29 protein-coding genes are annotated in these 25,780 nt (G+C 62.0%); 17 read left to right on the plus strand and 12 right to left on the minus strand.

The window, feature by feature from the left end; genetic code table 11:
• Positions 1-297: 297 nt before the first annotated feature.
• Positions 298-951 carry a ribosome biogenesis GTP-binding protein YihA/YsxC gene (gene yihA, locus PVT67_RS17550; protein ID WP_301495977.1) on the minus strand — a complete coding sequence of 218 codons (654 nt, stop codon included), beginning with the start codon at positions 949-951 and terminating at the stop codon, positions 298-300.
• Between the two features lie 203 nt (positions 952-1,154).
• Between yihA and PVT67_RS17555 the strand changes: the two genes are divergently transcribed.
• From PVT67_RS17555 to hemN, 5 genes are all read left to right on the plus strand, one after another.
• Positions 1,155-1,778: a c-type cytochrome gene (locus tag PVT67_RS17555; RefSeq protein WP_301495979.1), complete on the plus strand. Its 624-nt coding sequence runs from the start codon at positions 1,155-1,157 to the stop codon at positions 1,776-1,778.
• Positions 1,779-2,280: 502 nt separating this feature from the next.
• Entirely contained in the window at positions 2,281-2,913 is a 633-nt protein-coding gene (locus PVT67_RS17560; protein WP_301495981.1) for a class I SAM-dependent methyltransferase, read from the plus strand.
• 6 nt (positions 2,914-2,919) lie between these two features.
• The gene (gene yihI, locus PVT67_RS17565; protein WP_301495983.1) at positions 2,920-3,462 is read left to right on the plus strand and encodes a Der GTPase-activating protein YihI; all 543 of its coding nucleotides are present in this window, start codon (positions 2,920-2,922) and stop codon (positions 3,460-3,462) included.
• Complete coding sequence (locus PVT67_RS17570) at positions 3,459-3,899, plus strand: DUF2489 domain-containing protein (RefSeq protein ID WP_301495985.1); 441 nt, start codon at positions 3,459-3,461, stop codon at positions 3,897-3,899. Before yihI ends, PVT67_RS17570 begins: the two co-directional genes overlap by 4 nt.
• A gap of 69 nt (positions 3,900-3,968) precedes the next feature.
• Entirely contained in the window at positions 3,969-5,327 is a 1,359-nt protein-coding gene (hemN, locus tag PVT67_RS17575) for an oxygen-independent coproporphyrinogen III oxidase (protein ID WP_301495987.1), read from the plus strand.
• Between the two features lie 26 nt (positions 5,328-5,353).
• Here hemN and add read toward each other — a convergent pair whose 3' ends face one another.
• Positions 5,354-6,349 (minus strand): adenosine deaminase, encoded by a 996-nt coding sequence (add, locus tag PVT67_RS17580; RefSeq protein ID WP_301499727.1) that lies wholly within the window; start codon positions 6,347-6,349, stop codon positions 5,354-5,356.
• Between the two features lie 54 nt (positions 6,350-6,403).
• On the opposite strand from add, the gene PVT67_RS17585 reads away from it, so the two are divergent.
• Both PVT67_RS17585 and epmA read left to right on the plus strand, forming a co-directional pair.
• Positions 6,404-7,201 (plus strand): RMD1 family protein, encoded by a 798-nt coding sequence (locus PVT67_RS17585; protein WP_301495989.1) that lies wholly within the window; start codon positions 6,404-6,406, stop codon positions 7,199-7,201.
• 34 nt (positions 7,202-7,235) lie between these two features.
• The gene (gene epmA / locus PVT67_RS17590; protein WP_301495991.1) at positions 7,236-8,216 is read left to right on the plus strand and encodes an EF-P lysine aminoacylase EpmA; all 981 of its coding nucleotides are present in this window, start codon (positions 7,236-7,238) and stop codon (positions 8,214-8,216) included.
• Positions 8,217-8,286: 70 nt separating this feature from the next.
• Here the strand turns inward: epmA and PVT67_RS17595 are convergent, their stop codons facing one another.
• From PVT67_RS17595 to PVT67_RS17605, 3 genes are all read right to left on the minus strand, one after another.
• Positions 8,287-8,496, minus strand: a complete 210-nt coding sequence (locus tag PVT67_RS17595) for a DUF1107 family protein (protein ID WP_301495994.1) — start codon at positions 8,494-8,496, stop codon at positions 8,287-8,289.
• A gap of 121 nt (positions 8,497-8,617) precedes the next feature.
• Entirely contained in the window at positions 8,618-9,943 is a 1,326-nt protein-coding gene (locus tag PVT67_RS17600) for a DNA recombination protein RmuC (protein ID WP_301495996.1), read from the minus strand.
• Complete coding sequence (locus PVT67_RS17605; RefSeq protein WP_301495998.1) at positions 9,940-10,473, minus strand: dihydrofolate reductase family protein; 534 nt, start codon at positions 10,471-10,473, stop codon at positions 9,940-9,942. Before PVT67_RS17605 ends, PVT67_RS17600 begins: the two co-directional genes overlap by 4 nt.
• A gap of 42 nt (positions 10,474-10,515) precedes the next feature.
• Here PVT67_RS17605 and PVT67_RS17610 point away from each other — a divergent pair, with 42 nt between their 5' ends.
• A complete protein-coding gene (locus PVT67_RS17610; protein ID WP_301496000.1) occupies positions 10,516-10,926 on the plus strand; it encodes an HIT domain-containing protein in 411 nt (136 codons plus the stop codon).
• Between the two features lie 45 nt (positions 10,927-10,971).
• Positions 10,972-11,220 carry a GlsB/YeaQ/YmgE family stress response membrane protein gene (locus tag PVT67_RS17615; protein WP_301496003.1) on the plus strand — a complete coding sequence of 83 codons (249 nt, stop codon included), beginning with the start codon at positions 10,972-10,974 and terminating at the stop codon, positions 11,218-11,220.
• Here PVT67_RS17615 and bla read toward each other — a convergent pair.
• On the minus strand, positions 11,217-11,891 hold the full coding sequence (gene bla, locus PVT67_RS17620; RefSeq protein ID WP_301496005.1) for a subclass B1 metallo-beta-lactamase: 675 nt from the start codon (positions 11,889-11,891) through the stop codon (positions 11,217-11,219). The two genes, PVT67_RS17615 and bla, sit on opposite strands and share 4 nt — an antisense overlap.
• A gap of 158 nt (positions 11,892-12,049) precedes the next feature.
• On the opposite strand from bla, the gene PVT67_RS17625 reads away from it, so the two are divergent.
• From PVT67_RS17625 to PVT67_RS17640, 4 genes are all read left to right on the plus strand, one after another.
• Positions 12,050-12,244, plus strand: coding sequence for a hypothetical protein (locus PVT67_RS17625; RefSeq protein WP_301496007.1), 195 nt, complete (start codon positions 12,050-12,052; stop codon positions 12,242-12,244).
• Between the two features lie 55 nt (positions 12,245-12,299).
• Positions 12,300-12,869, plus strand: a complete 570-nt coding sequence (locus PVT67_RS17630; RefSeq protein WP_301496009.1) for a YjaG family protein — start codon at positions 12,300-12,302, stop codon at positions 12,867-12,869.
• A 98-nt stretch (positions 12,870-12,967) separates the two neighbouring features.
• Positions 12,968-14,152: a conjugal transfer protein TraF gene (locus PVT67_RS17635; protein ID WP_301496011.1), complete on the plus strand. Its 1,185-nt coding sequence runs from the start codon at positions 12,968-12,970 to the stop codon at positions 14,150-14,152.
• Positions 14,153-14,237: 85 nt separating this feature from the next.
• Complete coding sequence (locus tag PVT67_RS17640; RefSeq protein WP_301496013.1) at positions 14,238-14,825, plus strand: YhgN family NAAT transporter; 588 nt, start codon at positions 14,238-14,240, stop codon at positions 14,823-14,825.
• A gap of 342 nt (positions 14,826-15,167) precedes the next feature.
• Here PVT67_RS17640 and PVT67_RS17645 read toward each other — a convergent pair whose 3' ends face one another.
• The 3 genes from PVT67_RS17645 to rsmD all read right to left on the minus strand — a co-directional run bounded on the left by PVT67_RS17645 (position 15,168) and on the right by rsmD (position 19,308).
• Positions 15,168-18,131 (minus strand): TonB-dependent receptor, encoded by a 2,964-nt coding sequence (locus tag PVT67_RS17645; RefSeq protein ID WP_301496015.1) that lies wholly within the window; start codon positions 18,129-18,131, stop codon positions 15,168-15,170.
• 338 nt (positions 18,132-18,469) lie between these two features.
• Positions 18,470-18,733: a DUF1145 domain-containing protein gene (locus PVT67_RS17650; protein ID WP_301496018.1), complete on the minus strand. Its 264-nt coding sequence runs from the start codon at positions 18,731-18,733 to the stop codon at positions 18,470-18,472.
• A complete protein-coding gene (gene rsmD / locus PVT67_RS17655) occupies positions 18,730-19,308 on the minus strand; it encodes a 16S rRNA (guanine(966)-N(2))-methyltransferase RsmD (protein WP_301496020.1) in 579 nt (192 codons plus the stop codon). The genes PVT67_RS17650 and rsmD overlap by 4 nt, the downstream gene beginning before the upstream one ends.
• 76 nt (positions 19,309-19,384) lie before the next feature.
• Here rsmD and ftsY point away from each other — a divergent pair, with 76 nt between their 5' ends.
• From ftsY to rpoH, 4 genes are all read left to right on the plus strand, one after another.
• The gene (gene ftsY / locus PVT67_RS17660; protein WP_301496023.1) at positions 19,385-20,818 is read left to right on the plus strand and encodes a signal recognition particle-docking protein FtsY; all 1,434 of its coding nucleotides are present in this window, start codon (positions 19,385-19,387) and stop codon (positions 20,816-20,818) included.
• Entirely contained in the window at positions 20,815-21,492 is a 678-nt protein-coding gene (gene ftsE, locus PVT67_RS17665) for a cell division ATP-binding protein FtsE (RefSeq protein ID WP_301496025.1), read from the plus strand. Before ftsY ends, ftsE begins: the two co-directional genes overlap by 4 nt.
• Complete coding sequence (gene ftsX, locus PVT67_RS17670) at positions 21,489-22,469, plus strand: permease-like cell division protein FtsX (RefSeq protein ID WP_301496027.1); 981 nt, start codon at positions 21,489-21,491, stop codon at positions 22,467-22,469. The genes ftsE and ftsX overlap by 4 nt, the downstream gene beginning before the upstream one ends.
• 82 nt (positions 22,470-22,551) lie before the next feature.
• Positions 22,552-23,403, plus strand: coding sequence for an RNA polymerase sigma factor RpoH (gene rpoH / locus PVT67_RS17675; protein WP_301496030.1), 852 nt, complete (start codon positions 22,552-22,554; stop codon positions 23,401-23,403).
• Positions 23,404-23,448: 45 nt separating this feature from the next.
• Here the strand turns inward: rpoH and PVT67_RS17680 are convergent, their stop codons facing one another.
• From PVT67_RS17680 to PVT67_RS17690, 3 genes are read right to left on the minus strand one after another with little or no spacing between them, the layout of a single operon-like run.
• Positions 23,449-23,784 carry an acetyl-CoA sensor PanZ family protein gene (locus PVT67_RS17680; RefSeq protein WP_301496032.1) on the minus strand — a complete coding sequence of 112 codons (336 nt, stop codon included), beginning with the start codon at positions 23,782-23,784 and terminating at the stop codon, positions 23,449-23,451.
• 52 nt (positions 23,785-23,836) lie between these two features.
• Positions 23,837-24,565, minus strand: coding sequence for a divergent polysaccharide deacetylase family protein (locus PVT67_RS17685; protein WP_301496034.1), 729 nt, complete (start codon positions 24,563-24,565; stop codon positions 23,837-23,839).
• Positions 24,566-24,579: 14 nt separating this feature from the next.
• Complete coding sequence (locus PVT67_RS17690) at positions 24,580-25,779, minus strand: S41 family peptidase (RefSeq protein ID WP_301496036.1); 1,200 nt, start codon at positions 25,777-25,779, stop codon at positions 24,580-24,582.
• Position 25,780 lies beyond the last annotated feature (1 nt).

Raw genomic sequence — 25,780 nt, forward strand, 5'->3', positions numbered from 1 at the left:
CAGCCCGGCTCCCACCTCTCATACCCCAAATCCTTGTCCCGCAGGGGCTGACGCTCCATTCCCCGCTCGGCGGAAAAATTTTTAGAGTAAAAACTTCAAATCGGTCAAGAAGTGTTGTACCTTGAAGTTGCTGCATAACCTCATGGCTTGCTCAGCAAGCCTGTGGTGATTTTCTGCTGACATATTAGCTTCTCCCCCAATAAGCTAATATTTCTGTCCGGTGGTCTCGACCACCGGTTTTTTTTGCCTGCGATTCAGCACCTTGCATAAAAAAGGCCCCTGTCGGGGCCCTCTTTGTCACTCGCTTTCCCCAGCCTCGGGGTCCGGCGCTTCCTGGTCCACCAGGGACAGCCAGCCAGCCAGGTGCCGGCGCACCTCGTCCAACCCCAGCCCCCTCAGGGCCGAGATGGCCATGACGGTCACGTCGCCGCCGAAAGCCAGGGCCGCTTCACGACACTGCAGCACAGTGGCCTTGCGGGCCCCGCTCTTGAGCTTGTCGGCCTTGGTCAACAACGCCAGCACCGGCAGGCCAGATTCCACGGCCCAGTAGATGAGGTCCTGGTCTATCTCCTTGAAGGGATGGCGGATATCCATAAGCACCACGACGCCACGCAGGGATTCGCGCTTTTCCAGGTACTCGGACAGGCTGGCCTGCCACTTTTCCTTCAACTCCAGGGGCACCTTGGCAAAGCCGTAGCCGGGCAGATCCACCAGGCAGTGGCGGGGATCGGCCAGGCTGAACAGGTTGATCAGCTGGGTGCGGCCCGGGGTCTTGGAGGTGCGGGCCAGCTGCTTCTGGCCGGTGATGGCGTTCAGGGCGCTGGACTTGCCGGCATTGGAACGGCCGGCAAAGGCGATCTCCACCCCTTCATTGCGGGGCAGGTGCCTTATATCGGGCGCAGAAGTGACGAATCTGGCCTGGCGAAAGTCGATCTCAGGGGTGGGGGTCATCAGCTCTCCCGCGCTGTAAACTAAAGACACATCGGAATTTTTGTGTAAACTATCAACAACTCTGGCCATAAATTCAGAGCCGCCGGATCCGGCCTTACCGGCAATGGCCAGGGACCGCTCGCAGAATTCTAACATGCCTGGGCGGTCGTGCGATGGGCGCGACACAACCGGGCTGAAACTGCACCACAAGATGACGGAACGCCATGAAGAAGATTGCACTTGCAGTGATACTCCTGGCCGGAACCTCAAGCCAGCTCCTCGCCCAGGGCGATGCCGACGCCGGCAAGGCCAAATCGGCGGTCTGCGCCGCTTGCCACGGCCCTGACGGCAACAGCCCCGTCGGCATGTACCCACGCCTGGCCGGCCAGCATGCCAGCTACATCATCAAGGAACTGCACGACCTCAAGAAGGGCATGGAGTCCGGCGGCAAGGACGGGCGCTACGATCCTGTGATGAGTTCCATGGCCGCCCCCCTTTCCGACCAGGACATGGCGGATCTGGCCGCCTACTTCTCCAGCCAGACCATGGCCGGCGGCACCACGCCCAAGGATGTGGTGAAGGCCGGGCACAGGTTGTTCATGGGCGGCGACTTGGAACGGGGCATTCCCGCCTGCACCGCCTGCCACGGCCCCAGGGGCGACGGCCACAGCCTGGCACGCTTCCCCGACATTTCCGGCCAGCACCCAGAGTACATCAAGACGCAGCTGGAGCGATTCCGCGCCGGCCAGCGCGCCAACGACCCCAACGGCATGATGCGCCAGGTGGCCGCCAAGCTCACCGACCAGGATATCGACATCCTCTCCAAATATCTGGCGGGCCTGCACTAAGGCATTTGCCGAAGGATGAAAAGGCGCCAATTGGCGCCTTTTTTGATAACTGTGATCCAACACGAAATTTTGGCAATGCCTTAACAATATGGCTTCAGTTGGGCTTGCACCCCCCTTACGTGAGCGTTAACTTGAGCGGCGTCGCAAGGTTTGCAGGGGTTGCCCACGGCACGGGCACCTCGACTCGAGGGAAACGGGAATAAGGTCAGGAAGGCCAGCATCGACAAACCTGTGGGAAAAGCGCTAATCAACCGAGAAAAAGGGGTAAGGCGACCATGATGGTCCCAAGCCTCCAGGGATGAGAAAGAAAGCGCCAGGAGCGGCGTAAAAATAATAACCATGCAAGGAAGCTGGCAAAAAAAAAATGGAACCCGTTAGGCCGAAAAAAAACAATAACGGCCGGATACGATGGGAGCAGTGCCTGACTTAGGCACAAGAGATGAGGCGATCGCAGTGAGCATCGCCTTTTTCTTTATCCGCCACTCCCGTAAAATAGCCCCCCATGCAAGCGTGCCCCCTCTGTCACGGCCCAGTCGCGCCCTTCGGTGCGGACAAGCGCCGGCACTACTTCCAATGCCAAGACTGTGCCCTGGTGTCCGCCGACCCCGGCAGCCATCTGCAGCCGGAAGCCGAGAAAGCGCTCTACGATATCCATGACAACCAGCCCGGTGATCCCGGCTACCGCCGCTTCCTGTCCAGGTTGGCGACACCGCTGCTGGCAAGGCTGGCTCCCGGCAGCCAAGGGCTGGATTTCGGCTGTGGCCCTGGGCCGGCCCTGGCGGCCATGCTGGAGGAAGCGGGCATGGCGGTGGCGCTCTACGATCCCTACTATGCTGCGGATCCGGCGCCGCTGCAGGCACAGTACGACTTCGTCACCAGCACCGAAGTGGTGGAACACTTCAACAGCCCGGCCGAAAGCTGGGCCCTGCTGGCCGGCCTGGTGAAACCCGGTGGCTGGCTGGGAGTGATGACCAAGCTGGTGATAGACCAAGACCGTTTTGCCAACTGGCATTACAAAAATGACCCCACCCATGTGAGCTTCCACAGCGAAGCCACCTTTGCCTGGTTAGCCGAACATTTCGGCTTCGACTGGCAGCGGGTGGATACCGATGTGATCCTGCTGCAAAAAAGGTAGGCAGAGATGACCCGAATCAAGAAGACCCGCGCCCCCGGCAAACAAGGCACTGCCAAGAAAGTCGACACCGGCAACACCAAACTCAGCACCAGCAAGGGCAAGCGCCATAAGCTGGGCAACAAGTCCGGCAGCCGCCAGGGCAGCGTCGCCGCCAAGTCCACCCAAGGTGGCCAAGGCAAGGGCAAGGGCAAGGCCCAGGACAACCGCCTCGGCTCCACCAAACCGGTGACCCTGGTCAGCCCCAAGGCAGCCGAGGCGCCCAAGGCCAAGGTGGTGCCCAGCAAGGCCGCCAAGGCGCCCAAGCCCGCGGTCGTCGAACAGGACGCCCTGGCCAAGGCCACCCTGCTGGAGAGCCTGGAAAACGACGAGCGCCTCAACGCCCTGCTGGACCGCCTGGATGAAGGCGAGGAGCTGAGCGCCGAGGAAGAGAACTACGTCGAGGAGATGACCGGCCGCATCGAGAAGCTGATGACGGAACTGGGCATCAGCGACGACGAAGACGAACTGATGGACGACATCGACTGGGATGACGAGGAACAGCCGGTATGACCTGGCTGACCACCCTGGCCCTGCTGGGGGTTCTCGTCATCGCCGGCCTCGCCTTCTACCTCGGCAAGCTGCTGTTCATGGTCAAGGCCCAGCGCCAAAAGCGCGAGGCCGCCATCGCCGAGCGCAACGAGAAGCTGCTGTCCAGCATCCACATCATCGCCCGCGCCATGCTGGAAGAGCAGTGCGACTTCTCCGAAGGCGCCATCCGCATCCGCAACCTGCTGGACCACCTGCACCCCTACAAGGCCTACGGCGAGCGCTTCCCGGCCCTGTTCGACCTTTATAAGCGGGTCAAGGATCTGCCCACCCACGAGGCCCGCAAGGAACTGGACAAGAAAGAGCTGCGCCGCCAGGACCGCGAGCGGGAAGGCTGGGAGCGGGAGCTGAGCGATGCCATCAAGGCCGAGGCCGAGCTGCTCAAAGACCTTAGCCATTGAGTCAGATCAAGTGAGCTTCCCGCCAAGGGCGCCATACTGGCGCCCTTGTTGCTATCTGGAGGCCGCCCCTTGCACTTCGACCCGGAGCTTATCCGCCGCTACGACATGGCGGCCCCCCGCTACACCTCCTACCCCACGGCCCTGAGCTTCACGGAGCAGATCCGCGGTGACCAGTGGCGCGCCGCCATCGCCTCGGCACCGTCGCGCCGGCTCAGCCTCTATGTGCATATCCCCTTCTGCCACCAGCTCTGCTATTACTGCGGCTGCAACAAGGTGGTGACCCGGCACAGCCACAAGGCGGACAACTACCTAGAGCACCTGGCCAAGGAGATCGCCTACCAGGCACCGCTGTTCAAGGATTTCGAGGTCCAGCACCTGCACCTGGGTGGCGGCACCCCCAGTTTCCTCAGCCAGGCGCAGATGACCCGGCTGATGGCGATGCTGCAGAGCCATTTCCGCTTCGCTCCCGGCTTCCACGGCGCCATAGAGGTGGACCCCAGGGCCCTGGCGGTGTCGGACCTGGCCTGGCTGGCACAGCTTGGCTTCAACCGTCTCTCCATCGGCGCCCAGGACTTCAATCCCCAGGTCCAGCAGGCCATCAACAGGGTCCAGGATAGGGCCCATATAGAAGCCCTGATGACCGAGGCCAGGCGCCTCGGTTTCGGCTCCATCAACCTCGACTTCATCTACGGCCTGCCCTACCAGGACACCGCCAGTTTCGGCCAGACCCTGGACCAGGCCCTGGCTTTGCAGCCGGACCGCTTCTCCATCTTCAACTATGCCCACCTGCCGGCCCGTTTCCCGGCCCAGCGCAAGCTCAAGGAAGAGACACTGCCGAGCCCGGCCGAGAAGCTGCGCATCCAGGGCACCACCATCGAGAAGTTGACCGGGGCCGGCTACCGCTTCATCGGCATGGACCACTTCGCCAGGAAAGACGATGAGCTGGCCATCGCCCAGCAAGAGGGGCGGCTGCACCGCAACTTCCAGGGCTACACCACGGACGGCGACTGTGAGTTGCTGGCCCTGGGGGTGTCGGCCATCTCCAAGGTAGGAGGACTCTACGTGCAAAACGAAAAGGACCTGAAGGCTTACCAGCAGGCCACCGACAGCCAGGGCCATGCCCGCACCCAGGGCTACCAGATGAGCGAGGACGATCGCATCCGCGCCGCCGCCATCCACAGCCTGCTCTGCCGCTTCGCCCTGGATTGGCCTGTGTTGGACGGCTTCTTTGGCATCGACAGCCGCAGCTATTTCCAGGAAGAGAGGGCCCTGCTGACCCCCTTCGTCCAGGACGGGCTGCTGGTGGAGGAAGAACAGGGGATCAAGATCACCGAAAGGGGGCGGCTGCTGGTGCGCACCATCGCCACCGCCTTCGACGCCCACTTGAAGAAACAGGTGCAGCAGCACCGCTTCTCGCGGGTGATCTAAAAAAGGGGCCTCTTGGCCCCTTTGTCTTATTGCTTGGCTTTGATCAGCGCCTGCTTGTCGGCCTCTGACAGGAAGCTCATGGCCAGGCCATGGCGCTGGCAGGCCGCTATCTGCGCCGGGTTCAGCCCCGCCTTGGGCGCCGCCACTTCGTACTCAAAATCCAGCTCCACGGCGCTGACGCCGGGGTCGTCGGTGTTGAGGCTCACGGGTATGCCGTGTGCCAGGAAGGTGCGGATGGGGTGTACCTCGTAGCTGGCCACAGTGGAGGTGTGGATGTTGGAGGTCAGGCAGGACTCGATGCCGATGCCCTTCTCGGCCAGGTACGCCAGCAGGGCGGGATCTTCCACCGACTTGACGCCGTGGCCTATGCGCACAGCTCCCAACTCGCGCAGGGCGTGCCAGACCGACTCGGGGCCCGCCGCCTCACCGGCATGGACAGTGACCTGCAGGCCGGCGTCCTTGACCCGCTTGAAGTGGGGCTCGAAGAAGGGGCCGGGGAAGCCCAGCTCGTCGCCGGCCAGGTCGATGGCCACCAGCTTGTCCTTGTTGGCCAGGAGGGCGTCCAGCTCCAGCTGGCACTGCTCGGTGCCGAAGGTGCGGCTCATGATGCCGATGAGGTTGGTCTTGACCCCGAAGTCGCGGCTGCCCGCCGCCACGCCGGCGGCCACCGCCTCCACCACCCCTTGGGTGTCGAGCTTGTGGCTCATGGCCATATACCAGGGGCTGAAGCGCAGCTCCGTGTAGTCGATGCCGACCCGGGCCGCGTCCTCGACGTTCTCGTAGGCCACCCGGTAGCAGGCGTCCAGATCCCCCAGCACCTTGACCATCCAGTCCAGCTTGGCCAGGAAGGCCACCAGGCTGGGTTCGTTCTCGATGACATGGACATAGGGCTTCATGCCCGCCTCGTCTTGGGCCGGCAAGGGCACATTGAAACGGCGCGCCAAATCCAGGATGGTGGCGATGCGGACATTGCCGTCCAGGTGGCGGTGGATATCCACCAGGGGAAAATTCTTATCAATCATCACGGTATCTGCCGCTTATGCTCTAATTAAGCCACAGTGTAACGGATGCACCCCATGAGCCACAGCGCCTGCTTCAGTTATTGCCTGGGCAATCGTTTTAATCTGGAAAAACTGGCTCCCCTGCTGGCAGAGGAAGGCCAGAGCCAGCGATTCAAGGATGCCACCCTGGTCAGCCTGCATCAGGGACTGGCCTTTGCCTTCGATTATGGCGCCCTGGTCTGCTGGGGCCTGCCGCTTGACGATGTGCAGGCCCTCTGTGCCAGGCTGGCGCCTGCCGTGGAAGAGCCCCTGGCCAAGGCCCCCTTCGACGAGATCAGCTTCGCCCTCAACCGCCAGCTGGACCGGCTCCATATCCAGCATGACCACTTCCAACTGCCGGATGACGCCCCCCTGGCCAAGCTGGCCATCAGCCATGCCCTGGCCCAGTCGGTGGTGCTGGAGGCCTTCGAGCAGCAGGTGACGGTCAATATCAGGGACACCGCCTTCATCCCCGAGGCCCTGGCGGAAAAAGGCCGGATCCGCCTGGGCCGGCGGCGCCTGGCCAAGCTGCGGGGCCGGCTGCACCTGGCCAAGAGCGAGGTCAACCTGCACTTCGATCTGCTGGACAAGCCGGAGTTCTTCTGGGACCACCCCGAGCTGGACCCCTACTACGATCTCAGCCGCGCCAACCAGGAACTGGACAGCCGCCTGGCCATACTCAACAAGCGGCTGGAGGTGATAGGGGAACTGCTGGCGATACTGGCCGACGAGGAGCATCACCGCCACTCCAGCTTCCTGGAGTGGATCATCATCTGGCTGATCGTCATAGAGATACTGATCTTCGTCTTCCACGACTACCTCCGCTGGTTCTGATGCGCTATCTTGTGCGCCCCCTAGGAGGTGTCCGATGATCGACCAAAACTGGCAGCCCCAATGCTCCCTTGAGGCGCTCCGTCGCCGCGCCCAACTCTTTGCCGATATCCGCGCCTTCTTTGCCGAGCGGGGTGTCTTGGAAGTGGACACCCCCATCCTCTCCCAGGGCAGCATCTCGGACCCCCACATAGAGGTGATGACCAGCATCTACACTGGTCCCCTGGCGCCACAGGGCCTGACCCTCTATCTGCAAACCTCCCCCGAATTCGCCATGAAGCGGCTGCTGGCCGCGGGCTCTGGCCCCATCTACCAGTTGGGCAAGGTGTTTAGGAACGAAGAGGCGGGTCGGCGCCACAACAGCGAGTTCTGCATGCTGGAGTGGTACAGGCCGAGCCTCGACCATCACCAGTTGATGGACGAAATAGCCGATCTGCTGGTGGCGGTGGCAGGCATGGACAGAAGCCGCATCGAGAAGCTCAGCTATCTGGCAGCCTTTGAGCGCAGCCTCGGCATCAACCCGCACCGGGCGTCACTGGCCGAGCTCCAGGCCCTGGCCCAGCAGCACGCCGGTTATGGGGAAGTGGAAGAAGACAGGGACACCCTGCTGAACCTCTTGGTGAGTTTCGTCATCGAGCCCAGCCTGGGCACCGAAGGCCCTTGTTTTCTCTACGACTACCCGGCCAGCCAGGCGGCCCTGGCCCGCACCGCAGAGGATGAGCACGGCCATCAGGTGGCCTGCCGCTTCGAGCTGTTCATCAAGGGAGTGGAGCTGGCCAACGGCTATTTCGAATTGACCGACGCCGAAGAACAGCGCCGGCGCCTCTTGGCCGACGGCGAGACCCGCCGCGCCCTGGGCAGGCCCTACAACAACCCCGACCTGCGCCTGGCCGATGCCCTGGCCGCCGGCCTGCCGGATTGCGCCGGCGTGGCCCTAGGGGTGGACCGGCTGCTGATGGTGATCTTGGACGCCAAGGACATCAGCCAGGTGATGCCCTTTACCCTGGCCCGGGCTTAAGCAATTTAGATGGCCTTGGCGCCACTGCTCCCGGTTGTTCAAGGTTGTCCTTTGCTTCGCTGGCCCGGGCCTAGGCGGCCTGGGCGCCTTTGAGCTGCTCGACGCAGCGGTTCACTTCACTGACCACCCGCAACTTGTCGTTGCTGGGCCGGGAAGGGGGCTGCAGGCGCCCCTGCTGGAAGCGGAAGGCACCCACCCCCTGGATCCAGACGACACCTTCGAAATAGGCGGTGACATGCTTGGCCACCTGCTTAACGTGGTAATGAGGAAACTTACGCACAACCTGCCCCTCTGAAAAAGTCCGCCGCAGCTTAACGGCTGAAGATGACAGACGTATTGACCTGCAGCAGGCTTTGGGGTTCTCGGGGCTTTTCCGATCTGTGCGCTGGATCGGCTTCTTTTTACCGGTCCAGGGCCTGGGCCCGCTGCTTCATGGCCTCGGGGAGCTGTTTCTTGGCCTCCACCCCCAGTTCCAGCAGCATCTCGGTCTGGCGCACCAGGTTGCCCTTGCCGGAGGACAGTTTGCCCAGCGCCTCGCCGTAGCGCTTCTGGCTGTTGTCGATGGCGGCCCCCACCCGCTCCAGATCTTCGACGAAGCCCACGAATTTTTCGTAGAGGGCGGCGGCCCGGCCGGCGATCTCCTGGGCGTTGCGGGACTGCTGCTCGTAGCTCCAGACCCGCTTGATGGTGCGCAGCACCACCAGCAGGTTGGTGGGGCTGACCAGCAAGATGTTCTTCTGCAGCGCTTCGGTGAAGAGGCTCTGGTCCGCTTCCATGGCGGCGAAGAAGGCGCTTTCGATGGGAATGAACATCAGCACATAGTCCAGGGCATTGATGCCCACCAGCCGCTCGTAGTCCTTGGCCCCCAGGCCACGGATATGCTGGCGCAACGCCTGGACATGCAGCCGCAGCGCCGCCTGGCGTTCCCCTTCGTCCTCGGCCGCGAAGTAGCGCTCGTAGGCCACCAGGGACACCTTGGAGTCGATGATGATGTCTTTCTGATCGGGCAGGTGCACCACCACGTCGGGGATGAAGCGTTCGCCGCCCTGGTCCTTGAGATTGACCTGCACCTCGAACTCGTGGCCCTGGCGCAGGCCGGACTCTTCCAGCACCCGGTTCAGCACCATCTCGCCCCAGTTGCCCTGGAGCTTCTTGTCGCCCTTGAGAGCCCGGGTGAGGTTGTGGGCCTCTTCGCTCATCTGGCGGTTGAGTTCCTTGAGCGCCTTGAGCTCGTTCATCAGCCCCTGGCGCTGCAGGCGCTCGTTGTCGTAGACGCTGTCCACCTTCTTGTGAAAGTCCCCCAGCTGCTGGCGCAGCGGCCCCAGGATCTGCCCCAGGCTCTCGCTGCTCTGCTTGGAGAAGGCTTCCGCCTTCTGGTCGAAGATGCGCTGGGCCAGGTGCTGGAACTGCACCGACAGCCGCTGCTCGGCGTCCTGCAAGGCGGAGACCTTGCCCGCGGCCGCCTTCTGCTGCTCTTCGAGCCGCGCCTGGAGCTCGGCCCTGTGCTGCTGGCTCTGGGCAAAGAGGCGGCGGGTTTCTTCCAGGGTGTCAGCCTGGGCATCCCTTTCCGCCTGCAGCATCTCCAGCCGCTCGGCCTGGGCCTCAAGGCGGCTCTTGAGGCTGCTGTTGCTGAGGGCCAGGCGCTGGGCGCGCCACAGCACCAGCACCAGCACCAGGGCGAGGCCAGCCAGGCCGGCGGTCAACCAGGGCCAGGGCAGGGCCGTCATGCTTTGTCCTTATGGTAATGGAGCTGCACCAGGCCGCTGTCGAAGCTGCGGACCCCGGCCAGTTGCCAGCTCTGCTGGCGGCCCGTGGGCAGGAAGAGGGGAATCCCTTCCCCCAGGGTGACGGGAATGAGCGACAGTATCACTTCATCCACCAGGCCTTTGTCCAGAAAGCCCTGCAAGGTCTGGCCGCCGCCCACCAGCCACAGCTGCTGGTGTTTGCCGGCAAGGCTGTCCAGCAAGGCTTCGACGCTGCCGGTGAAAGGGGTGACGGGCCCGGCCTTGATGCTGTCCTGGTGGCTCAGCACATAGGTGGCCTTGCCCTCGTAGGGCCAGGGCCCCAGCTCCAGCACTTCCTCGTAGGTCTTGCGGCCCATGATCAGGCCGTCCATGCGGTCGACAAAGGCACCATAGCCGTAGTCCTCGCCTGGGCTTTCCACCTGCGCCAGCCATTCCAGCTGGCCCTTGGGACCGGCGATATAGCCGTCCAGGCTGATGGCGATATAGAGAGTCAGTGTTGGCCGGCCGGACATCTTTGCTATGCTCCATGCATCGAAAACTTGCCTATCTTACCCATGTTCACATTGCATCCCCAACTGGCAGCGGACTGCCACGTCGTCCTGGACCTGCCCCTGTGTCAGCTGCTGATGAGCAAGGACGCCAACTATCCCTGGTTCCTGCTGGTGCCAAGAAGGGAGGATGTCCGCGAGATCTATGAACTGGACGAGGCCGACCAGCAGCAGCTGTGGCGGGAGTCGGCGCGGCTGTCCAAGGTGCTGATGAACCACTTCCAGGGCCACAAGCTCAACGTGGCGGCCCTTGGCAACATGGTGCCCCAGCTGCACCTGCACCATATAGTGCGATTCGAAGGGGACGGCGCCTGGCCCAAGCCGGTCTGGGGCCAGCTGCCGGCCGAAGCCTTCGCGGAAGGCGCCGCCGAAGCGCGGATCGCGGCCGTCAAGGCGTTACTGGCCCCTGGCCTTTGACGCTCGCTTATTTACCGGAAACACCAACAGCATAAGGACAACAGCATGGGCATCTTCACCTGGATCATCCTCGGCCTGGTGGCCGGGGTTCTCGCCAAATGGATAATGCCGGGTAAGGACGGCGGCGGTTTCATCATCACCATAGTGCTGGGGATCGCCGGCGCCTTCGTCGGTGGCTGGATAGGCACCTTCATCGGCTTCGGCCCCGCCACCGGCTTCAACCTGGGCAGCATCTTCACCGCCGTGGTGGGTGCCCTGGTGCTGCTGGCCCTTTACCGGGTGATGAAGCGCTAACGCTTTTCCAGCAAAGCCAGGCTGTGGTTGATGGCGCCGGGCCCGCGGCCATCGCCATGGCCTGGTATCACCAACCTGGCACCAGGGTAGCGGTGGCCCACCGCCTTCAAGGCCTCGGGCCAGTGCCGTAGATCGGCGTCCTCCAGGTTGCCCAGGCTCTTGGCGGCAACATCCTTCACCAGGCAGCCGCCAAACAGCAGCCGCTGGCCCTGGAACCAGACCACCAGGTTGTCCGGGCTGTGGCCGGCGCCAGGGTAAAAGACCTCCACAGGACCCAGCTTGAGGCTGTCTCCCGACCAGACCGACAACCGGGGTTCCTTCAGCAGCGCCGCCGTCTTCTCGTGGGCCCAGACGGTCAGGCCGGCGTCCAGGAACACCTTGACGCCCCCGGCCCTGTCGGCGTGGGAATGGGTCAGCACCACCTGGATGTCCTTGATGCCCTTGCTCTGGATCCAGTTCAGCAGCTCCCGGCCCTGATCCTGGTTCCAGCCTGTGTCCACCAGCAACGCCTTGTTGCCTTCCAACTCTATGATGCCGTTGGCCGGCACCCGGCCAAAACCGGGCACGTCCGCCTCCAGCACGTAGCGGTAAAGATGAGGCGCCACAGGGGTCACCTCCAACGCCTGTGCCGAGCAGGCCCCCAGCAGGGCCAGTAGCCACCCTTTTTTCATCAGCGATCCCTTTCTCTTATTGCAGGCCCCTAGCTGACACCAACCCGGCTGAGCCGGCGCTGAACTGCCTGGCAAAGCCGGCCTGGCTTTGCGCCAGCGCAAGGTTTGGCTAGGAGAGAGTGCCGACAATAGGCCAACTTTCTTGAGGAGAGAAGACCATGAAAACCTGGATGAACAGCCTGAAACTCGGCTATTTCGAAAGCCTGGCCCTGCTGGTGTTGAGCTTCGCCTTGCTGGTGGTGGCGATGGTGGAAGGCAGCACCCTGAGCTGGCTGACCCTGGCCCCGGTGTTCTGCGTCAGTGCCGCCTGGTTCGGCTACCGCCATATCTGGCAGCGCGGCCGCACCTACTGAGGACAAGGCCAGCGCCAATGGCTACAATGGGCGGCGTCCAACAAGAGCGCCGCCCATGGAAAAGACCCTGCACCAACTGAGCCCCTTGGCCCAGCGCGCCTATGCCGCCGCCCTGGCCCTGCGCATGCTGCCCAACTACCTGCTCTTCGCCGAGCTCACCGAACAGCCCGACAATGCCCAGGCATTGAAGGCCGCCCTCGACACCGTCTGGGAAAAGCTGCTCAACCCCAAGGCCAAGATCAGCTTCGAGAAGCAGCAGCTGAAGTTGGAAGAGCTGGAACCTGACCCCGAGCAGTATGACTTCTTCGGCGCCTACCCGGCCTTGGACGCCTTCCTGGCGGTGATGACGGTATTGGCCGCCATGCAGGACAAGGACGAACAACCGGCCCTGGATCTCAGCAGGTTGTCCCGCGGTTCGGTGCAGTTCTACCTCAACATCCTGGCCGAGACGACCCTGGAGTACGAACAGCTGGACCAGGATCCCCTCTGGCAGGAGGAGCGCGACTTCCAGGACCAGTTGCTGGCCCTGCTCTCCGGTGAGCTGACCGAGGCCACACTCAAAGAGGCCCGCGACATGGGCCGCAACGACGGCGTCTCCAACCTTGGCATCAGCCTGGCCGATTAGGGCCGCCTTCACAATTTGCTAATAAAAGGCGGCAAGGCCTTAAGAAAGGCAGCTTCACGGGCGCTAAGACAATGCATCTTGATGTTGTGGAGTCTTCAATGAAAAGCGCCCTCTATTTGTTCCCCCTTTCCCTGCTCACCCTCAGCGTTGCCCAAGCCCAAGACGCCCGCGTCCAGGCCATGGGCGGCGCCGGTAGTGCCAACGCCAGCTACCTGGCCGCCTCCTTTTACAATCCCGCCCTGCTGTCCAACTTCAACGACGGCGACGACGTCGGCGTACTGTTGCCAGGCCTGGCCGCCAGGGGCCGTGACCAAAACAACCTCCAGGATCAGGTCGACCATTTCCAGAAACTCAATGACCAACTGGAAGCCATACAGCGCGACCCCAGCGGCACCACCCAGCAACAGGCCGAACAGCTGATCGGTCAGTGGCAGGACGCCCTGCGTCAGATGAACGGCGACCGCCTGGCCGGCGAACTGGACCTGGGCCTGGCCGTGGCCTTGCCGGGTAAGCGCCTGAGTGGCGCCCTCTTCGCCGATGTCAGGGCCCAGTTCCTGGGCCTGGTCAATATCGATGAAAGTGACCTGAACTGGGCACCAGCAGAGCTGCCCAGCCAGGATCTCGGCAACCTCAAATCCAATGCCCAGGTATTGGGGGTGGCGGTGGCCGACCTGGGCCTGGCCTTCAGCCACGGCTGGTCTCTGGCCGACGGCGGCAGGCTGATGCTGGGCGTCAGCCCCAAGGCCCAGCGCCTCTACAGTTACCTCTACCAGGCCGACGTGGACAACTTCGACAAGAGCAACTGGGACGACAGCCAATATCGGGTGGAAAAGTCCGCCTTCAACCTGGACCTGGGCCTGGCCTACCAGAAAGGTGATTGGCGCCTGGGCCTGAGCGGCAAGGATCTCGTACGGCAGCACATTGACTCGGCCCCTGTGGCCGGCAGGCAGTTCAGCTACAGCCTCAAGCCCAGCGTCACCCTGGGCGGCGCCTACGACAACGGCTGGTTGGCCGCCACCCTGGAAGCCGACTTGACCAAGACCGAGCAGCCCTCCTTCGACGGCCAACAACGCCAGTGGTTGCGAGCCGGCCTGGAGTTGGACGCCAACAAGTGGGCCCAACTGCGCCTGGGCTACCGCCACGACTTGGAGGGCTCGCAAGGGAACGTGTGGAGCGCCGGCATAGGACTGTCGCCCTTCGACACCCTCCACTTGGACCTCGCCGCTGAGAAGGGCAAGGGGGACCACATGGGTGCCGCCCTGAGCCTCTCTCTCACCCTCTGAGCAGGAACTTGGCAACAAGGGCGCTTTTTGGCGCCCTTTCGTTTACTATCTCGGCAAGCCAAATGCCGTTGGGACCCTGATATCCATGGACTTTTTTGCTGCCGCCGTCACCCTTTTCCTGATCATGGACCCCTTGGGCAACATGCCCGTCTTCATATCGATACTGCGCCACCTGCCCGCCAAGCGGCGGCGGCGCATCCTGATCCGCGAGCTCTGCCTGGCATTGGTGATCATGCTGCTGTTCCTGTTCGGCGGTGACAGCATCCTGCATTTCCTAGGACTCAAGCAGGAGTCGGTGTCCATCGCCGGCGGCATCATCCTCTTCCTGATCGCCATCAAGATGATCTTCCCCAGCCCCGGCGGCGTGACCGGCCTGGCGGTGGGTGAAGAGCCCTTCCTGGTGCCCATGGCCATCCCGTTGATGGCCGGACCCTCCATACTGGCGTCCCTGATCCTGATGTCCAACCAGGCCCCCAACCAGATGGGGCTGCTGACCCTGGCCCTGGTCGGTGCCTGGGCGGTCAACGCCATGATATTGCTGTTCTCGGAAGTGCTGATGAAGCTGATGGGCGAGCGCGGCCTGACCGCTATGGAAAGGCTGATGGGCATGGTGCTGGTGATGATCGCCGTACAGATGTTCCTGGACGGCATAGCTCGCTATTTCGTGAAATAGCGTCCCCCCAAGAAGCTCCCCACGTCCGGCATAACCTCGCGGGCCCGCCAAAGGGTGGGCGGCAGTCAGCTGGCTACAGCTTCCTAATAAATGGGCCACCTGAGGCATTTCTTATTAGCCATGACGGTTCAAAAGAGTGATTGCCCCTGATCCCCACCCCCTCCCAACCTGACTCCCATGACCAGGAATGCCTCCACCTACCCGCTCTGGCTGCGACCTTCTGGCCAATCCTGGCAAGACCTCACCCGAAATAAAAAAGCCACCCTGACGGGTGGCCTAAAACGAAAAAGGGCAGCGACACGGGTCGCTGCCAAGAAGGTCCAGGAAGTGGACGGTTGTTGCTTAGAACTTCACTTCGGCACCCAGGCGTACAGAACGCGGAGCCTGGTAGTTGGTAGCCAGGCCATAGCGCGGATCCTGTGTGCCGGGGTTATCGGCTTCAGCTACCTCAAACACTTCTGTCACACCACCTGCGTCAAGGACGTTGAACACATCGAGAGTCAGTTTCACATCAACTTTATCGAAGTGCAGGTTGTAAGCAGTGGACAGGTCGAGGTTGACAGTCCAAGGGGTGCGACCCATGGAACCACGGGGACGCTTCACGTAGTCGCCCAATACCAGTTGGTATTCCCCAGTGCTGTCGTCGCGCACATAGGATGAGTCCCTAGTGTAGTAGGTGTCGCCGTAAGGAGGCTGACCACCAAGGGCATCGGGATAACCAATACCGAAGGCATTGATCGGACGCCCGGACTGAACGGAGAAGTTCCAACCAGCGCTCCAGTCATCGGTGATGCTGTAAGCACCATAGAACTTGAAGACATGGCGGCGGTCGTTGGGCAGGTCGCCGAAGGCACCGTCCATCAGAGCCGGGAAGTCCCAGTCAGTAGTGATACCGGCATCCGTTTGGCCATTATCAGACTTCACATAACCTTCGGCGTTACCACGCAGATGCGACCAGGTATAAGAGGCCGACAGGACCAAGTCAGAGGCGCGGTGGTTCAGCTCCAAAGATACAGCATCGTAAAGGCGCTTGGCCTTGGGCAAGCCTATCTCTTCAGCGGTGTAGGTCCGGGTCTCATTGGTCAAACCGTCACCATTGGTATCCACACCGATGGTAGCACCGTAACCCGGGTTGATCAGGGTACAAGCTCCGCCCAGTATGTCTGAGCAGTTATCATCGATCGCACGTTTCAACTCGCGGTGAGTGCCGCGAATACCAAGGGTCCAACTAGGCATGAATTCTTTTTCATATCCCAGGATCCACTCCTCCTGATACATGGGTTTGATGTTGGCATCAGCCAGCTGATCTTCGGGGTGAGCACCATCGCTATAGACAACCTGATTACCCAAGTGGTCGCCTATGACCGGCAAGCCATCGGAACCAACGCCATTCAGCATGTAGTAGTCGGCGGTGAATTCTTCGGTACCGGCTACACGGGCAGAGGTATTGTTGGCAATAGGCAGGTAGTAGAGGCCATAGTTGGCGTACAGTTTGTCAGTGCCTTGACCGCCGATATCCCAGGAGATACCCAGGCGTGGCGCCCACTGGTTGTCGACCTTGATAAAGGGGTTGCCGGCTACACTATCGTTTTCGAAGGAGTCATTGCGCAGGCCGATTGACGCGAACAGCTCATCATTGATCTGCCACTGATCTTCGATGTAATAGGCTTTAGACTTGGTTTTGAAACTGCCACTCAGGGTACGGTGACGGGCACGGACCACGTCGATGGGACCACCAGTACTGTTGGTATAACCTGCATCACCCAAAGACTGGCCGTCGGCCATTTGGAAGTAGCGGTAGTAGACACCACCTGAATAGGTAAATTCGTTGCTGAAAGAATCAAGATCCTCGTTGTCATAACCTAAACGAAGAGTGTGGTGGTCATTGATGGTCCACTCTACGTCGAAGCGGTACGCTGTACGCTCATCCTTGTTAATGGCAATACCATTCCAAGCTTCACCCGCGCAGCTAATAAAGGGATAACCAACACCAGGCCGAACATCAACCACATACGGACAATCCATTGCATTGGCTGAAATGTCAGACAAGTCATATTTATTCTTGCCGTAAAGAGCAGAGATAGTCAGGTCATCCGTAATGTAGCCGGTATACTTCAATGACCAGTTCTTACCGCCACGCTTGTAGGTCGTCAAGGAACCACTATCACCATCGGCTATCTTGCCTGTGGCGTAGTCATAACCATAGGACCTTTCCTTGGTATCGTTCTTATCATTGAAAGCAGTAAATTCAAGGAAATGCTTGTCTGTAATGTACCAGTCGATGTTGGTACCCCAGAAAGAGTTATCGCTGCCTTGCGTTGTATAGGAAGTACCGCCCTCTGAACCGTTGCTGCTACCAGAGTTCAAGTTTGCCTGTTCAATGTTACGGGGATTGAACAAGGCATAGAAGAACAACTTGTCCTTAATGATAGGACCAGAAGCCCAGATATTTGCCTCTTTCTTGGAGTACTTATCTTTATCGTTGGGCAAATACATTTTGCCGTTACGGAAGCGAGTATTGGGCTTATCGGTACGAAGTGAATCAGGGGAGTAGTAATAGTTGGCACCGGCTTCAAATTCGTTGCCGCCGGATTTGGTTACGGCATCGATAACGCCGCCCAAAGAGCGGCCAAATTCGGCACTGTAGCCACCTGTCTTGACTTTGAACTGGTCGTAGAATTCGAAAGGAACAGAAGAGCCACCCAGACCGTTACGGAAGTTGGTGACGTTCAGGCCGTTGATGTAGTAGGCGTTCTCGGCAACGGAGGCGCCACCAAAGGCCGCTAGGTTACCGAAAGCACTATCACCCTTGACGGTGCCAGGGGCCAACATAGCAATAGAGGTAGAGTCACGACCTACCGGCAATTTATCGAACTCGGCTTCACCGATGTTAAGGCCGCTATCCACGGAAGTGGTGTTGACCATAGAGATAGCGCTGCCGACAACGCTGATGCGCTCCACGTCACCAGTGCCGGCCAAATCCAAGGAGGCGGCACTGGCGCCCAGGCCTATGTTGAGTTCGGTTTCTTTAAGTACTGAGCCTGAGGCATCAACGATCTGCAGTTTGTATCTACCAACTTGCAGCTGCGGGAATTTGAAGGTGCCCGCTTGGGATACGTCAACAGTACGAGTCTGACCGGTAGACTCACTCTTGATAACGGCTTTGAGATTGGCGGCAGGAGCGTGGACAACCACGCCATTGACGGTACCTGTGGATTCACCGGCCAGAGCAGGCAAAGAGGCCATTCCCAGCGCCGAGGCCACAGCCACAGCGACCAGATGCCCTTTCAAGACATTGCTTCGCATAAATTCTCCCTGAAGACAGATGGAACTTTATAGTTTTGAAGTCCTGTGCCTTACGTAGGCACCCACGGGAAGGTCCCAAAAATGTAACAAGATTGAAACGTCGCCAGGTTGGCAGTGTGACGAGCGTCACCACATTTTAATAACACCTAATTTGCAATTATATTTTATTGTTTTAAATCATGTGGTTACTGACAATTAACCAGGAGGGCGAATGTTAACCAAGTGTTTAATTTGAAACATTTTGAAAGAGTTGTTTCTTGATAGGTCAGGCGAGGTGGTAAGACGATGTAGATCAGAAAGGGCCATCCCTCATGAAGAAGGATGGCTAGAAGAGGTGCTTACTTCTTTAGGGACTGGGCTTTCATCAGCGCATCGCGCCTTTCGCTGGCGGCGATGCTGCCGAAGAAGAAGATGTCCAGCTTGCCCTTGGTATCGAGCTGCAGCACTTTGGAAAACAGCAACACCATGATGCCGTGCATGGCGGCGAAAACAGCCATCGCCACCAGGAAGACGGTGTGGCTCAGCCCCGGCAGGGGGACCACCAGGTTGTAAAGGCAGACCAGCCAGATGGCGGCCATCAGCAGGCGTTTGATTATCGTCATGCTTGGGGTTCCTCCCGTTGAAATAGCAGGGCCTGCACCTGGCCGGCCTTGAGTTCGCGATGCAGGTGCCAGTTGGCCGGTGCCTCCAGGGCCAGGCCCTGTTCGGCTTCCACGTAGATCCAGGCATCTGCAGCCAGCCAACCCTTTTCTTCCAGCAGCTTGAGGGTCGGGGCGGCGAGGGCCTTGCCGAAAGGCGGGTCCACGAACACCAGGTCCTGGGGCTTGGCCGGGGTCTGGGCCAACCAGGCCAGCACATCCCCTTCCACCACCTGGCCCCGCTGGGCATCCAGCCTGGCCAGGTTTTCCCTGAGCTGGTGTGCGGCGCCCTTGTCCTTCTCCACCAGAGTCAGGCTCTCGGCATGGCGGGACAATGCCTCGAAACCCAGGGCGCCGGCGCCGGCAAAACAGTCCAGCACGGCGGCTTCTATGGTCTGGCCCTGGAGCCAGTTGAACAGCGTCTCCCTGACCCTGTCGGTGGTGGGCCTCAGCCCCTCCACGTCCTTGACCGGCAGCTTGCGGCCCCGGTACTGGCCGGCAATGATGCGGATCTGGCCGCTTGTACCCTTGACTGCCATGGCGGTTCTTTGCCCTCCGGGTTAGACTAGCGCCTTTAAAAATCACGCTATTCTAGCCGCCAGACAGCAGATTGCCATGAGCAAAAAGAAAGGTTTCCTTTCCTGGCTTGGCCTGGGCCGCGACAAGGCCGAGCCGAGCAAGGAGCAAGTCGAGGTCCAAGAGACCCCTGCCCCCCTAGATACCCCCCTCCCCGAAGCCGAGGTCCCTCACGCAGAAGCCCCCGTAGTGGAGGTGGAAGCCGAGCTGCCCGCAGAGGCCGTGGCGGCCGAGCCCGCCCAGGAAGAAACAGCAGCGGCCCTTGTCGAGGCCGAGCCTGAAGCCGAAGCCGAAGCCGAAGCCGAAGCCGAAGCCGAAGCCGAAGCCGAAGCCGAAGCCGAAGCCGAAGCCGAAGCCGAAGCCGAAGCCGAAGCCGAAGCCGAAGCCGAAGCCGAAGCCGAAGCCGAAGCCGAAGCCGAAGCCGAAGCCGAAGCCGAAGCCGAAGCCGAAGCCGAAGCCGAAGCCGAAGCCGAACAGGATGCTGCGCCGGCCCAGGAAGAAATCAAGGCCGATCTGGCCACCCAGGCCGCCAAGGCCCACGCCGGCAAGGAAAAGCCGGGCTTTTTCAGCCGCTTGCGCCAAGGACTCAAGCGCACCCGTGAAAACATCGGTGCCGGCTTCCTGGCCATCTTCCGCGGCAAGAAGATTGACGACGAACTGTTCGAAGAGCTGGAGACCCAACTGCTGCTGGCAGACGTGGGGGTCGAGACCACCACCCGCCTCATCGACCGCCTTACCAAGCAGGCCAGCCTCGGCCAGCTCAAGGACGGCGAAGCCCTTTACGACCTGCTCAAGAAAGAGATGCGGGCGTTGCTGGATCCCGTCTCCCAGCCCCTGGTGCTGGACCGCAAGCCCCACGTGATCCTGATGGTCGGTGTCAACGGTGTCGGCAAGACCACCACCATCGGCAAGCTGGCCCGCCAGTTCAAGGACCAGGGCAAGTCGGTGATGCTGGCCGCCGGTGACACCTTCCGCGCCGCCGCCGTGGAGCAGCTGCAGGTCTGGGGGGAGCGCAACAACATCCCCGTCGTCGCCCAGCACAGCGGCGCCGATTCGGCGTCCGTGGTGTTCGACGCCCTCCAGGCCGCCAAGGCCAGGGGCGCCGACGTGCTGATCGCCGACACCGCCGGGCGCCTGCAGAACAAGGCGCACCTGATGGAAGAGCTGAAGAAGATAGTGCGGGTCATGAAGAAGCTGGACCCCGAGGCCCCCCACGAGGTGATGCTGGTGCTGGACGCCGGCACCGGCCAGAACGCCCTCAGCCAGGCCAAGATCTTCAGCGAGGCGGTGGGCCTGACCGGCATCAGCCTGACCAAGCTCGACGGCACCGCCAAGGGCGGGGTCATCTTTGCCATAGCGGACAAATTTGGTATTCCTATCCGCTACATAGGTGTGGGCGAAGGTATCGAAGACCTGCGGACTTTCAATGCCGGGGACTTCGTGGACGCCCTCTTCGAGACAGAGGAAAGATGATCCGCTTCGAGCAGGTTTCCAAGGCCTACGCCGGCGGCGCCCAGGCGCTGCAGAACGTCAGCTTCCATCTCGCCAAGGGCGAGATGGCCTTCCTGACCGGTCATTCCGGCGCCGGCAAGAGTACCCTGCTCAGGCTGATCACCCTCCAGGAGCGCGCTTCGGCGGGCAAGATCAGCATCAACGGCCACGACATAACCCGCCTCAAGCCGGCCCAGATCCCCTATGTGCGCCGCGACATCGGCATCATCTTCCAGGATCACCGGCTGCTGATGGACAGGACCGTCTTCGAAAACGTGGCCCTGCCGCTGGTGGTGGTGGGCTTCACCGCCGCCGAGATCCGGAAAAGGGTGCAGACGGCCCTGGGCTGGGTGGGCCTGTCCGACAAGGCCGACTGCCGCCCCATCCAGCTCTCCGGTGGCGAGCAGCAGCGGGTGGGCATAGCCCGCGCCGTGGTCAACAAGCCGCCGCTGCTGCTGGCCGACGAGCCCACCGGCAACCTGGACCCCAAGCTGTCCATGGATATCCTCAAGCTCTTTGAAGACCTCAACAGCCTGGGGATCTCGGTGCTGGTGGCCACCCATGACCTGGGCCTTATCGCCCGCATGCGCCACCATACCTTGACCCTCAAGCAGGGCCGGATGCTGGGGGATTCGCTGGCGGGGGACCTGGCATGAGCCTACTGTTCGAGAACCGCACCAGCGCCCCCAGCGCCGCCAAGCCGGGCTTTGGCAGCCGCTTGATGATGTACTTCGTACGCCATATGCAGCAGGGCCTCGGCAGCCTGGGTGAGCTTTGGCGTGCCCCCCTGGCCAGCCTGCTGACCGTCGCCGTCTTGGGCTTTTCCCTGACCCTGCCAACCACCTTCTATGTGCTGCTGAAAAATGTCGAGGGGGTCTCGGCCCAGTTCGACAAGGCTTCCCAGATCACCCTCTTCCTCAAGGATTCGGTGAACCTGGAAGAGGCCGCCAAGGCCGCCACCCGCATCGGCCTCTACCCCGAGGTGGCCAAGGCCAAGCTGGTGACCCGCGACGAGGGGCTGACCGAGTTCCGCGAGAAGAGCGGCTTCGGCGAGGCCCTGGACTACCTGGACGACAACCCCCTGCCCAACCTGATCCTGGTCACCCCCACCGAGCGCCACTCCAGCCCGGCCGCCGCCCAGGCGCTGCTGGACAAGCTGGACGGTGAGCGTGAGGTGGAACAGGGCCGCCTGGATCTGGACTGGCTCAAGCGCCTGGACGCCCTGCTGACCCTGGCCAGGGACGCCGTGACCCTGGTCGCCGGCCTGCTGCTGGTGACCATGGTGCTGGTGGTGGGCAACACCATACGGCTGCTCATCGAGCACAGGCGCGACAGCATCAACGTCATGAAAATGGTGGGGGCGACCGACGCCTTCGTGCGCCGCCCCTTCCTCTATACCGGTTTCTGGTACGGCCTGGCCGCCGGCCTGATGGCCCTGCTGCTGGTGAGCCTGGGCCTTTTGTGGCTGGAGCGCAGCGTGGCCCAACTGGTGGATATCTATGATTCCCGCTTTGTGCTCAGTGGCTTAGGCGGCCAGGAAGCGCTGGCGGTGCTGGGGCTCTCGGTGCTGCTGGGGCTCAGCGGCGCCTATCTGGCCGTCTGGCGCCATCTCAAGGCCATGGAACCGGCTTGATCCGGGCGGAACTTTTGCCTAGAGTGGCTCTCTCAGGTAAGGTTGTTTTTGTGACCTTTATCGCAGTTTTAGAGGGAGAGAGATGAGCGACCATCTGCAATCCATGGCGTTGACCCTGCCGGCCAGTGGCAGCCTTGAGGCCTACCTCCATTCGGTGAACAGCATTCCCATGCTGAGCGCCGAGGAGGAGCACGCCCTGGCCACCCGTCTGCAAGAAGAAGGCGACCTGCAGGCGGCCAAGGCCCTGATCATGTCCCACCTGCGTTTCGTGGCCCACGTGGCCCGCAGTTACGCCGGTTATGGCCTGCCCCAGGCCGATCTCATCCAGGAAGGCAACATCGGCCTGATGAAGGCGGTCAAGCGTTTCGACCCCAATGTCGGGGTGCGGCTGGTGTCCTTCGCCGTCCACTGGATCAAGGCCGAGATCCACGAATATGTGCTGAAGAACTGGCGCATCGTCAAGATCGCCACCACTAAGGCTCAGCGCAAACTCTTCTTCAACCTGCGCTCCAAGAAGAAGCGCCTCGGCTGGTTCAGCCACGACGAGGTGCAGATGGTGGCCGAGGAACTGGGGGTCAGCCCCAGCGAAGTGCGGGAGATGGAAGCGCGCATGAGTTCGCCGGACCAGGCCTTCGAGCTGGCCAGCGACGATGACGACGAGTCCTACGCCCCTGTCCACTACCTGGAGGACAAGTCCTCCGATGTGGCCCAGGTCGTCGAAGAAGAGCAGTGGGAAGCCGCTTCCCACAGCCGCCTCGGCCATGCCCTGGCCGTGCTGGACGAGCGCAGCCGCGACATCCTCCAGCGCCGCTGGCTGGACGAGGACAAGGCCACGTTGCAGGAGCTGGCCGACAAGTACCAGGTCTCCGCCGAGCGGGTCAGGCAACTTGAGAAAAACGCCCTGGGCAAACTCAAGGGCGCCATGCTCAACTAAGAAAAAAGCCGGCATCAGCCGGCTTTTTCGATCCTGGGGTTTGGCTCAGAGGGCCTTCTGCCACTGGTCCTCGGCCACGGCCTCGAAACCCAGGGCCAGCAGGAAATCCCCCACCATGGCCCGGTTTTCCACAGGGTAGTCGGAGGCCAGGGCGCGGACCTGGCTCAGGCCCATCTCCTTGGCCCGCTCCAGGGCTTTCTCCATCAAGTAGCGGCCCACGCCGCGGCGGCGGGTCTCGCTGCGCACCCCCAGGTTCACCAGGCGGTCGCCGTCCAGGCGCACGGCGCCGATATGACGGTCGTTGAAGGTCGCCACAAACCAGAAGGGGGCCATCAGGTCGGCCGGCAGGTGGCCGTAGAGCTTGCCAAGATCGGTTTCCATCTGCGCCGAAAGTGGCGGATTCGCGTGGATAGTCAAACGCATGAGCGGGTCCTTAGCCTCGATTTGCCTTCATTCTACCAGAAGTTGCCAGCTGCTCGGCGGGCAGAAGAGCCGATACCGGCACCAGCTCGGTGGCCGGCAGCTTGGCCAGCGCCGCCTGCAGGAAAGCCAAGGTCCTGGGGTGGGGATGGGCTATGACCACCACCTGGCCGTCGCGCCTGGCCAGGCGCAGGGCCCGCTGCCATTGGCCGACCATGCCGGCCTGGTCGTTGTCCAGGAACACCTTGCGGGCCACGGCCGGTACCCCCGCCGCCCTGGCTGCGGCCAGGGCCTGGGACTGGGCCGTAGTGCGGGAATCCACGAAATAGAGGCCGCGTTTGGCAAGATCCGCCATCAACCAGTCCATGCGCTGCCTGTCCTGGGTGAGCAGGGAGCCCATGTGGTTGTTGACGCCCTTGGCCTCGGGCACGTCCTGCAGGGCAGCGGCCAGGATCTGCTCCAGCTGGGCCCGGCTCTGGGTGTTGGTGAGGGTGTGGGCTTCCAGCGGCGCCTTGCCCTGGGGCTCCATGGGCAGGTGCAGCATGATCGGCTGCCTGGCCTCGGCGGCCAGCTTGGCGCCATAAGGGGTGTGGGGCAGCACCGACAGGGTCACGGCCCTGGGCAGGGCCAGGGCCTGGACGTCGGCGGCACTGTAGCCTATGTCATCGACGATCAGCGCCAGCTTGGGCTGGGCCGTCGCCAGGGCCGGCAAGAGCCCCAGCAGCAGGGAAAGAAGGCGCACTTTAGTCCTTGTTGTTATGGCTGTTTCTGCTCTTCGAAATAGGTGACGGCTTCCCAAAGCAGGGCATCGTCTGCCCACTGCCCTTCCTGGGCCTGCTCGGCCTGGCGGGTCAGGGGAAAATGGGTTCTCAGCCGGGAACGCTGCCCGGCGTCCGCCAGCAGGCTGCCGGCCGGGATGTCGGGCACTATGCCCTTGCCCTGGATGGAGGTGCCGCTGGGGGTCAGGTAGAGGGCTGTGGTGAGCTTGAGGGCCCTGTCGCCGCCGGCCAAGGGGATCAGGCTCTGGACGCTACCCTTGCCGAAGCTCTTCTGGCCCAGCAGCTTGGCCCTGCCCCTGTCCTTGAGGGCGCCGGCCAGGATCTCGGCGCAGGAGGCCGAGTCCTTGTCGATCAGCACCAGCATCGGCAGCTGTTCATAGGGGTCGCCGCTCTTGGCGTCGAAGATCTGGTTGGCCATGTCGGCACGGCCATGGGTGCTGACGATGGGCCCCTTGTCCAGGAAGAGGTCCGCCACTTCCACCGCCGCCGGGAAGACGCCGCCCGGGTCGCCACGGAGGTCGAGGATCAACTGCCTGGGCTTGGCCTTGGCCAGGGCCTGGCGCACTTCCTTGGGGGTGGAGTACTGAAACTGGGTGAGCCTGAGCCAGAGCCGGCCCTTGTCCAGGGGATAGGCGACCACCGAGGGCACCTGCACCTCCGCCGGCACCAGGCTGATGTTTCTTTCTACGCCGTCCCTGCTGAGCCGCAGCGCCACGGCATCACCCTGGCCGCGCAGCTCGTCCACCAGCGCCTTGAGCGCCCGCCCCTTGACCGGCTGGCCATTGATGGCCAGCACCAGGTCACCGGCCTGGATACCGGCCTTGTCGGCCGGGGAGCCTTTGATGGGGGCCAGTACCTTGAGCCGCTGTTCCTTGTCGAAATCCACTTCCAGCCCCAGGCCGGAGTAATGGCCGTCCGCCATCTCTTCCAGGGCCCGGATGTCGTCGGCCTTGAGGTACTTGGAATAATGGTCCAGGGACGACACCAGGCCGGTCAGGGCGCTGTCGGCCAGCTGGCCTTCGTCCACCGGCTGCACATAGTACTGGCGGATCTGGTTGAGGGTTTCGGTGAAGAGGGCGTCGGGTTTTGGGGCGGCATCCTTACCGGCCAGGGCCAGGGTCGCACCTGTGAGAAGGCTCCCTGTGACCAGCCCAGACAACCAGGACCATTTGGACATG

It is taken from the genome of Gallaecimonas kandeliae (assembly GCF_030450055.1).
GTDB classification, from domain to species: domain Bacteria; phylum Pseudomonadota; class Gammaproteobacteria; order Enterobacterales; family Gallaecimonadaceae; genus Gallaecimonas; species Gallaecimonas kandeliae.

Coding starts and splice junctions, on each gene's coding strand:
- rsmD (WP_301496020.1), bottom strand. CDS start 19,308: ATGGCAGTCAAGGGTACAAGCGGCCAGATCCGCATCATTGCCGGCCAG.
- PVT67_RS17640 (WP_301496013.1), top strand. CDS start 14,238: ATGGACTTTTTTGCTGCCGCCGTCACCCTTTTCCTGATCATGGACCCC.
- PVT67_RS17610 (WP_301496000.1), top strand. CDS start 10,516: ATGTTCACATTGCATCCCCAACTGGCAGCGGACTGCCACGTCGTCCTG.
- PVT67_RS17555 (WP_301495979.1), top strand. CDS start 1,155: ATGAAGAAGATTGCACTTGCAGTGATACTCCTGGCCGGAACCTCAAGC.
- PVT67_RS17570 (WP_301495985.1), top strand. CDS start 3,459: ATGACCTGGCTGACCACCCTGGCCCTGCTGGGGGTTCTCGTCATCGCC.
- ftsE (WP_301496025.1), top strand. CDS start 20,815: ATGATCCGCTTCGAGCAGGTTTCCAAGGCCTACGCCGGCGGCGCCCAG.
- PVT67_RS17635 (WP_301496011.1), top strand. CDS start 12,968: ATGAAAAGCGCCCTCTATTTGTTCCCCCTTTCCCTGCTCACCCTCAGC.
- PVT67_RS17585 (WP_301495989.1), top strand. CDS start 6,404: ATGAGCCACAGCGCCTGCTTCAGTTATTGCCTGGGCAATCGTTTTAAT.
- add (WP_301499727.1), bottom strand. CDS start 6,349: ATGATTGATAAGAATTTTCCCCTGGTGGATATCCACCGCCACCTGGAC.
- ftsX (WP_301496027.1), top strand. CDS start 21,489: ATGAGCCTACTGTTCGAGAACCGCACCAGCGCCCCCAGCGCCGCCAAG.
- PVT67_RS17680 (WP_301496032.1), bottom strand. CDS start 23,784: ATGGAAACCGATCTTGGCAAGCTCTACGGCCACCTGCCGGCCGACCTG.
- yihA (WP_301495977.1), bottom strand. CDS start 951: ATGACCCCCACCCCTGAGATCGACTTTCGCCAGGCCAGATTCGTCACT.
- PVT67_RS17630 (WP_301496009.1), top strand. CDS start 12,300: ATGGAAAAGACCCTGCACCAACTGAGCCCCTTGGCCCAGCGCGCCTAT.
- PVT67_RS17625 (WP_301496007.1), top strand. CDS start 12,050: ATGAAAACCTGGATGAACAGCCTGAAACTCGGCTATTTCGAAAGCCTG.
- PVT67_RS17645 (WP_301496015.1), bottom strand. CDS start 18,131: ATGCGAAGCAATGTCTTGAAAGGGCATCTGGTCGCTGTGGCTGTGGCC.
- PVT67_RS17615 (WP_301496003.1), top strand. CDS start 10,972: ATGGGCATCTTCACCTGGATCATCCTCGGCCTGGTGGCCGGGGTTCTC.
- epmA (WP_301495991.1), top strand. CDS start 7,236: ATGATCGACCAAAACTGGCAGCCCCAATGCTCCCTTGAGGCGCTCCGT.
- yihI (WP_301495983.1), top strand. CDS start 2,920: ATGACCCGAATCAAGAAGACCCGCGCCCCCGGCAAACAAGGCACTGCC.
- rpoH (WP_301496030.1), top strand. CDS start 22,552: ATGAGCGACCATCTGCAATCCATGGCGTTGACCCTGCCGGCCAGTGGC.
- PVT67_RS17600 (WP_301495996.1), bottom strand. CDS start 9,943: ATGACGGCCCTGCCCTGGCCCTGGTTGACCGCCGGCCTGGCTGGCCTC.
- bla (WP_301496005.1), bottom strand. CDS start 11,891: ATGAAAAAAGGGTGGCTACTGGCCCTGCTGGGGGCCTGCTCGGCACAG.
- PVT67_RS17560 (WP_301495981.1), top strand. CDS start 2,281: ATGCAAGCGTGCCCCCTCTGTCACGGCCCAGTCGCGCCCTTCGGTGCG.
- PVT67_RS17605 (WP_301495998.1), bottom strand. CDS start 10,473: ATGTCCGGCCGGCCAACACTGACTCTCTATATCGCCATCAGCCTGGAC.
- ftsY (WP_301496023.1), top strand. CDS start 19,385: ATGAGCAAAAAGAAAGGTTTCCTTTCCTGGCTTGGCCTGGGCCGCGAC.
- PVT67_RS17650 (WP_301496018.1), bottom strand. CDS start 18,733: ATGACGATAATCAAACGCCTGCTGATGGCCGCCATCTGGCTGGTCTGC.
- PVT67_RS17690 (WP_301496036.1), bottom strand. CDS start 25,779: ATGTCCAAATGGTCCTGGTTGTCTGGGCTGGTCACAGGGAGCCTTCTC.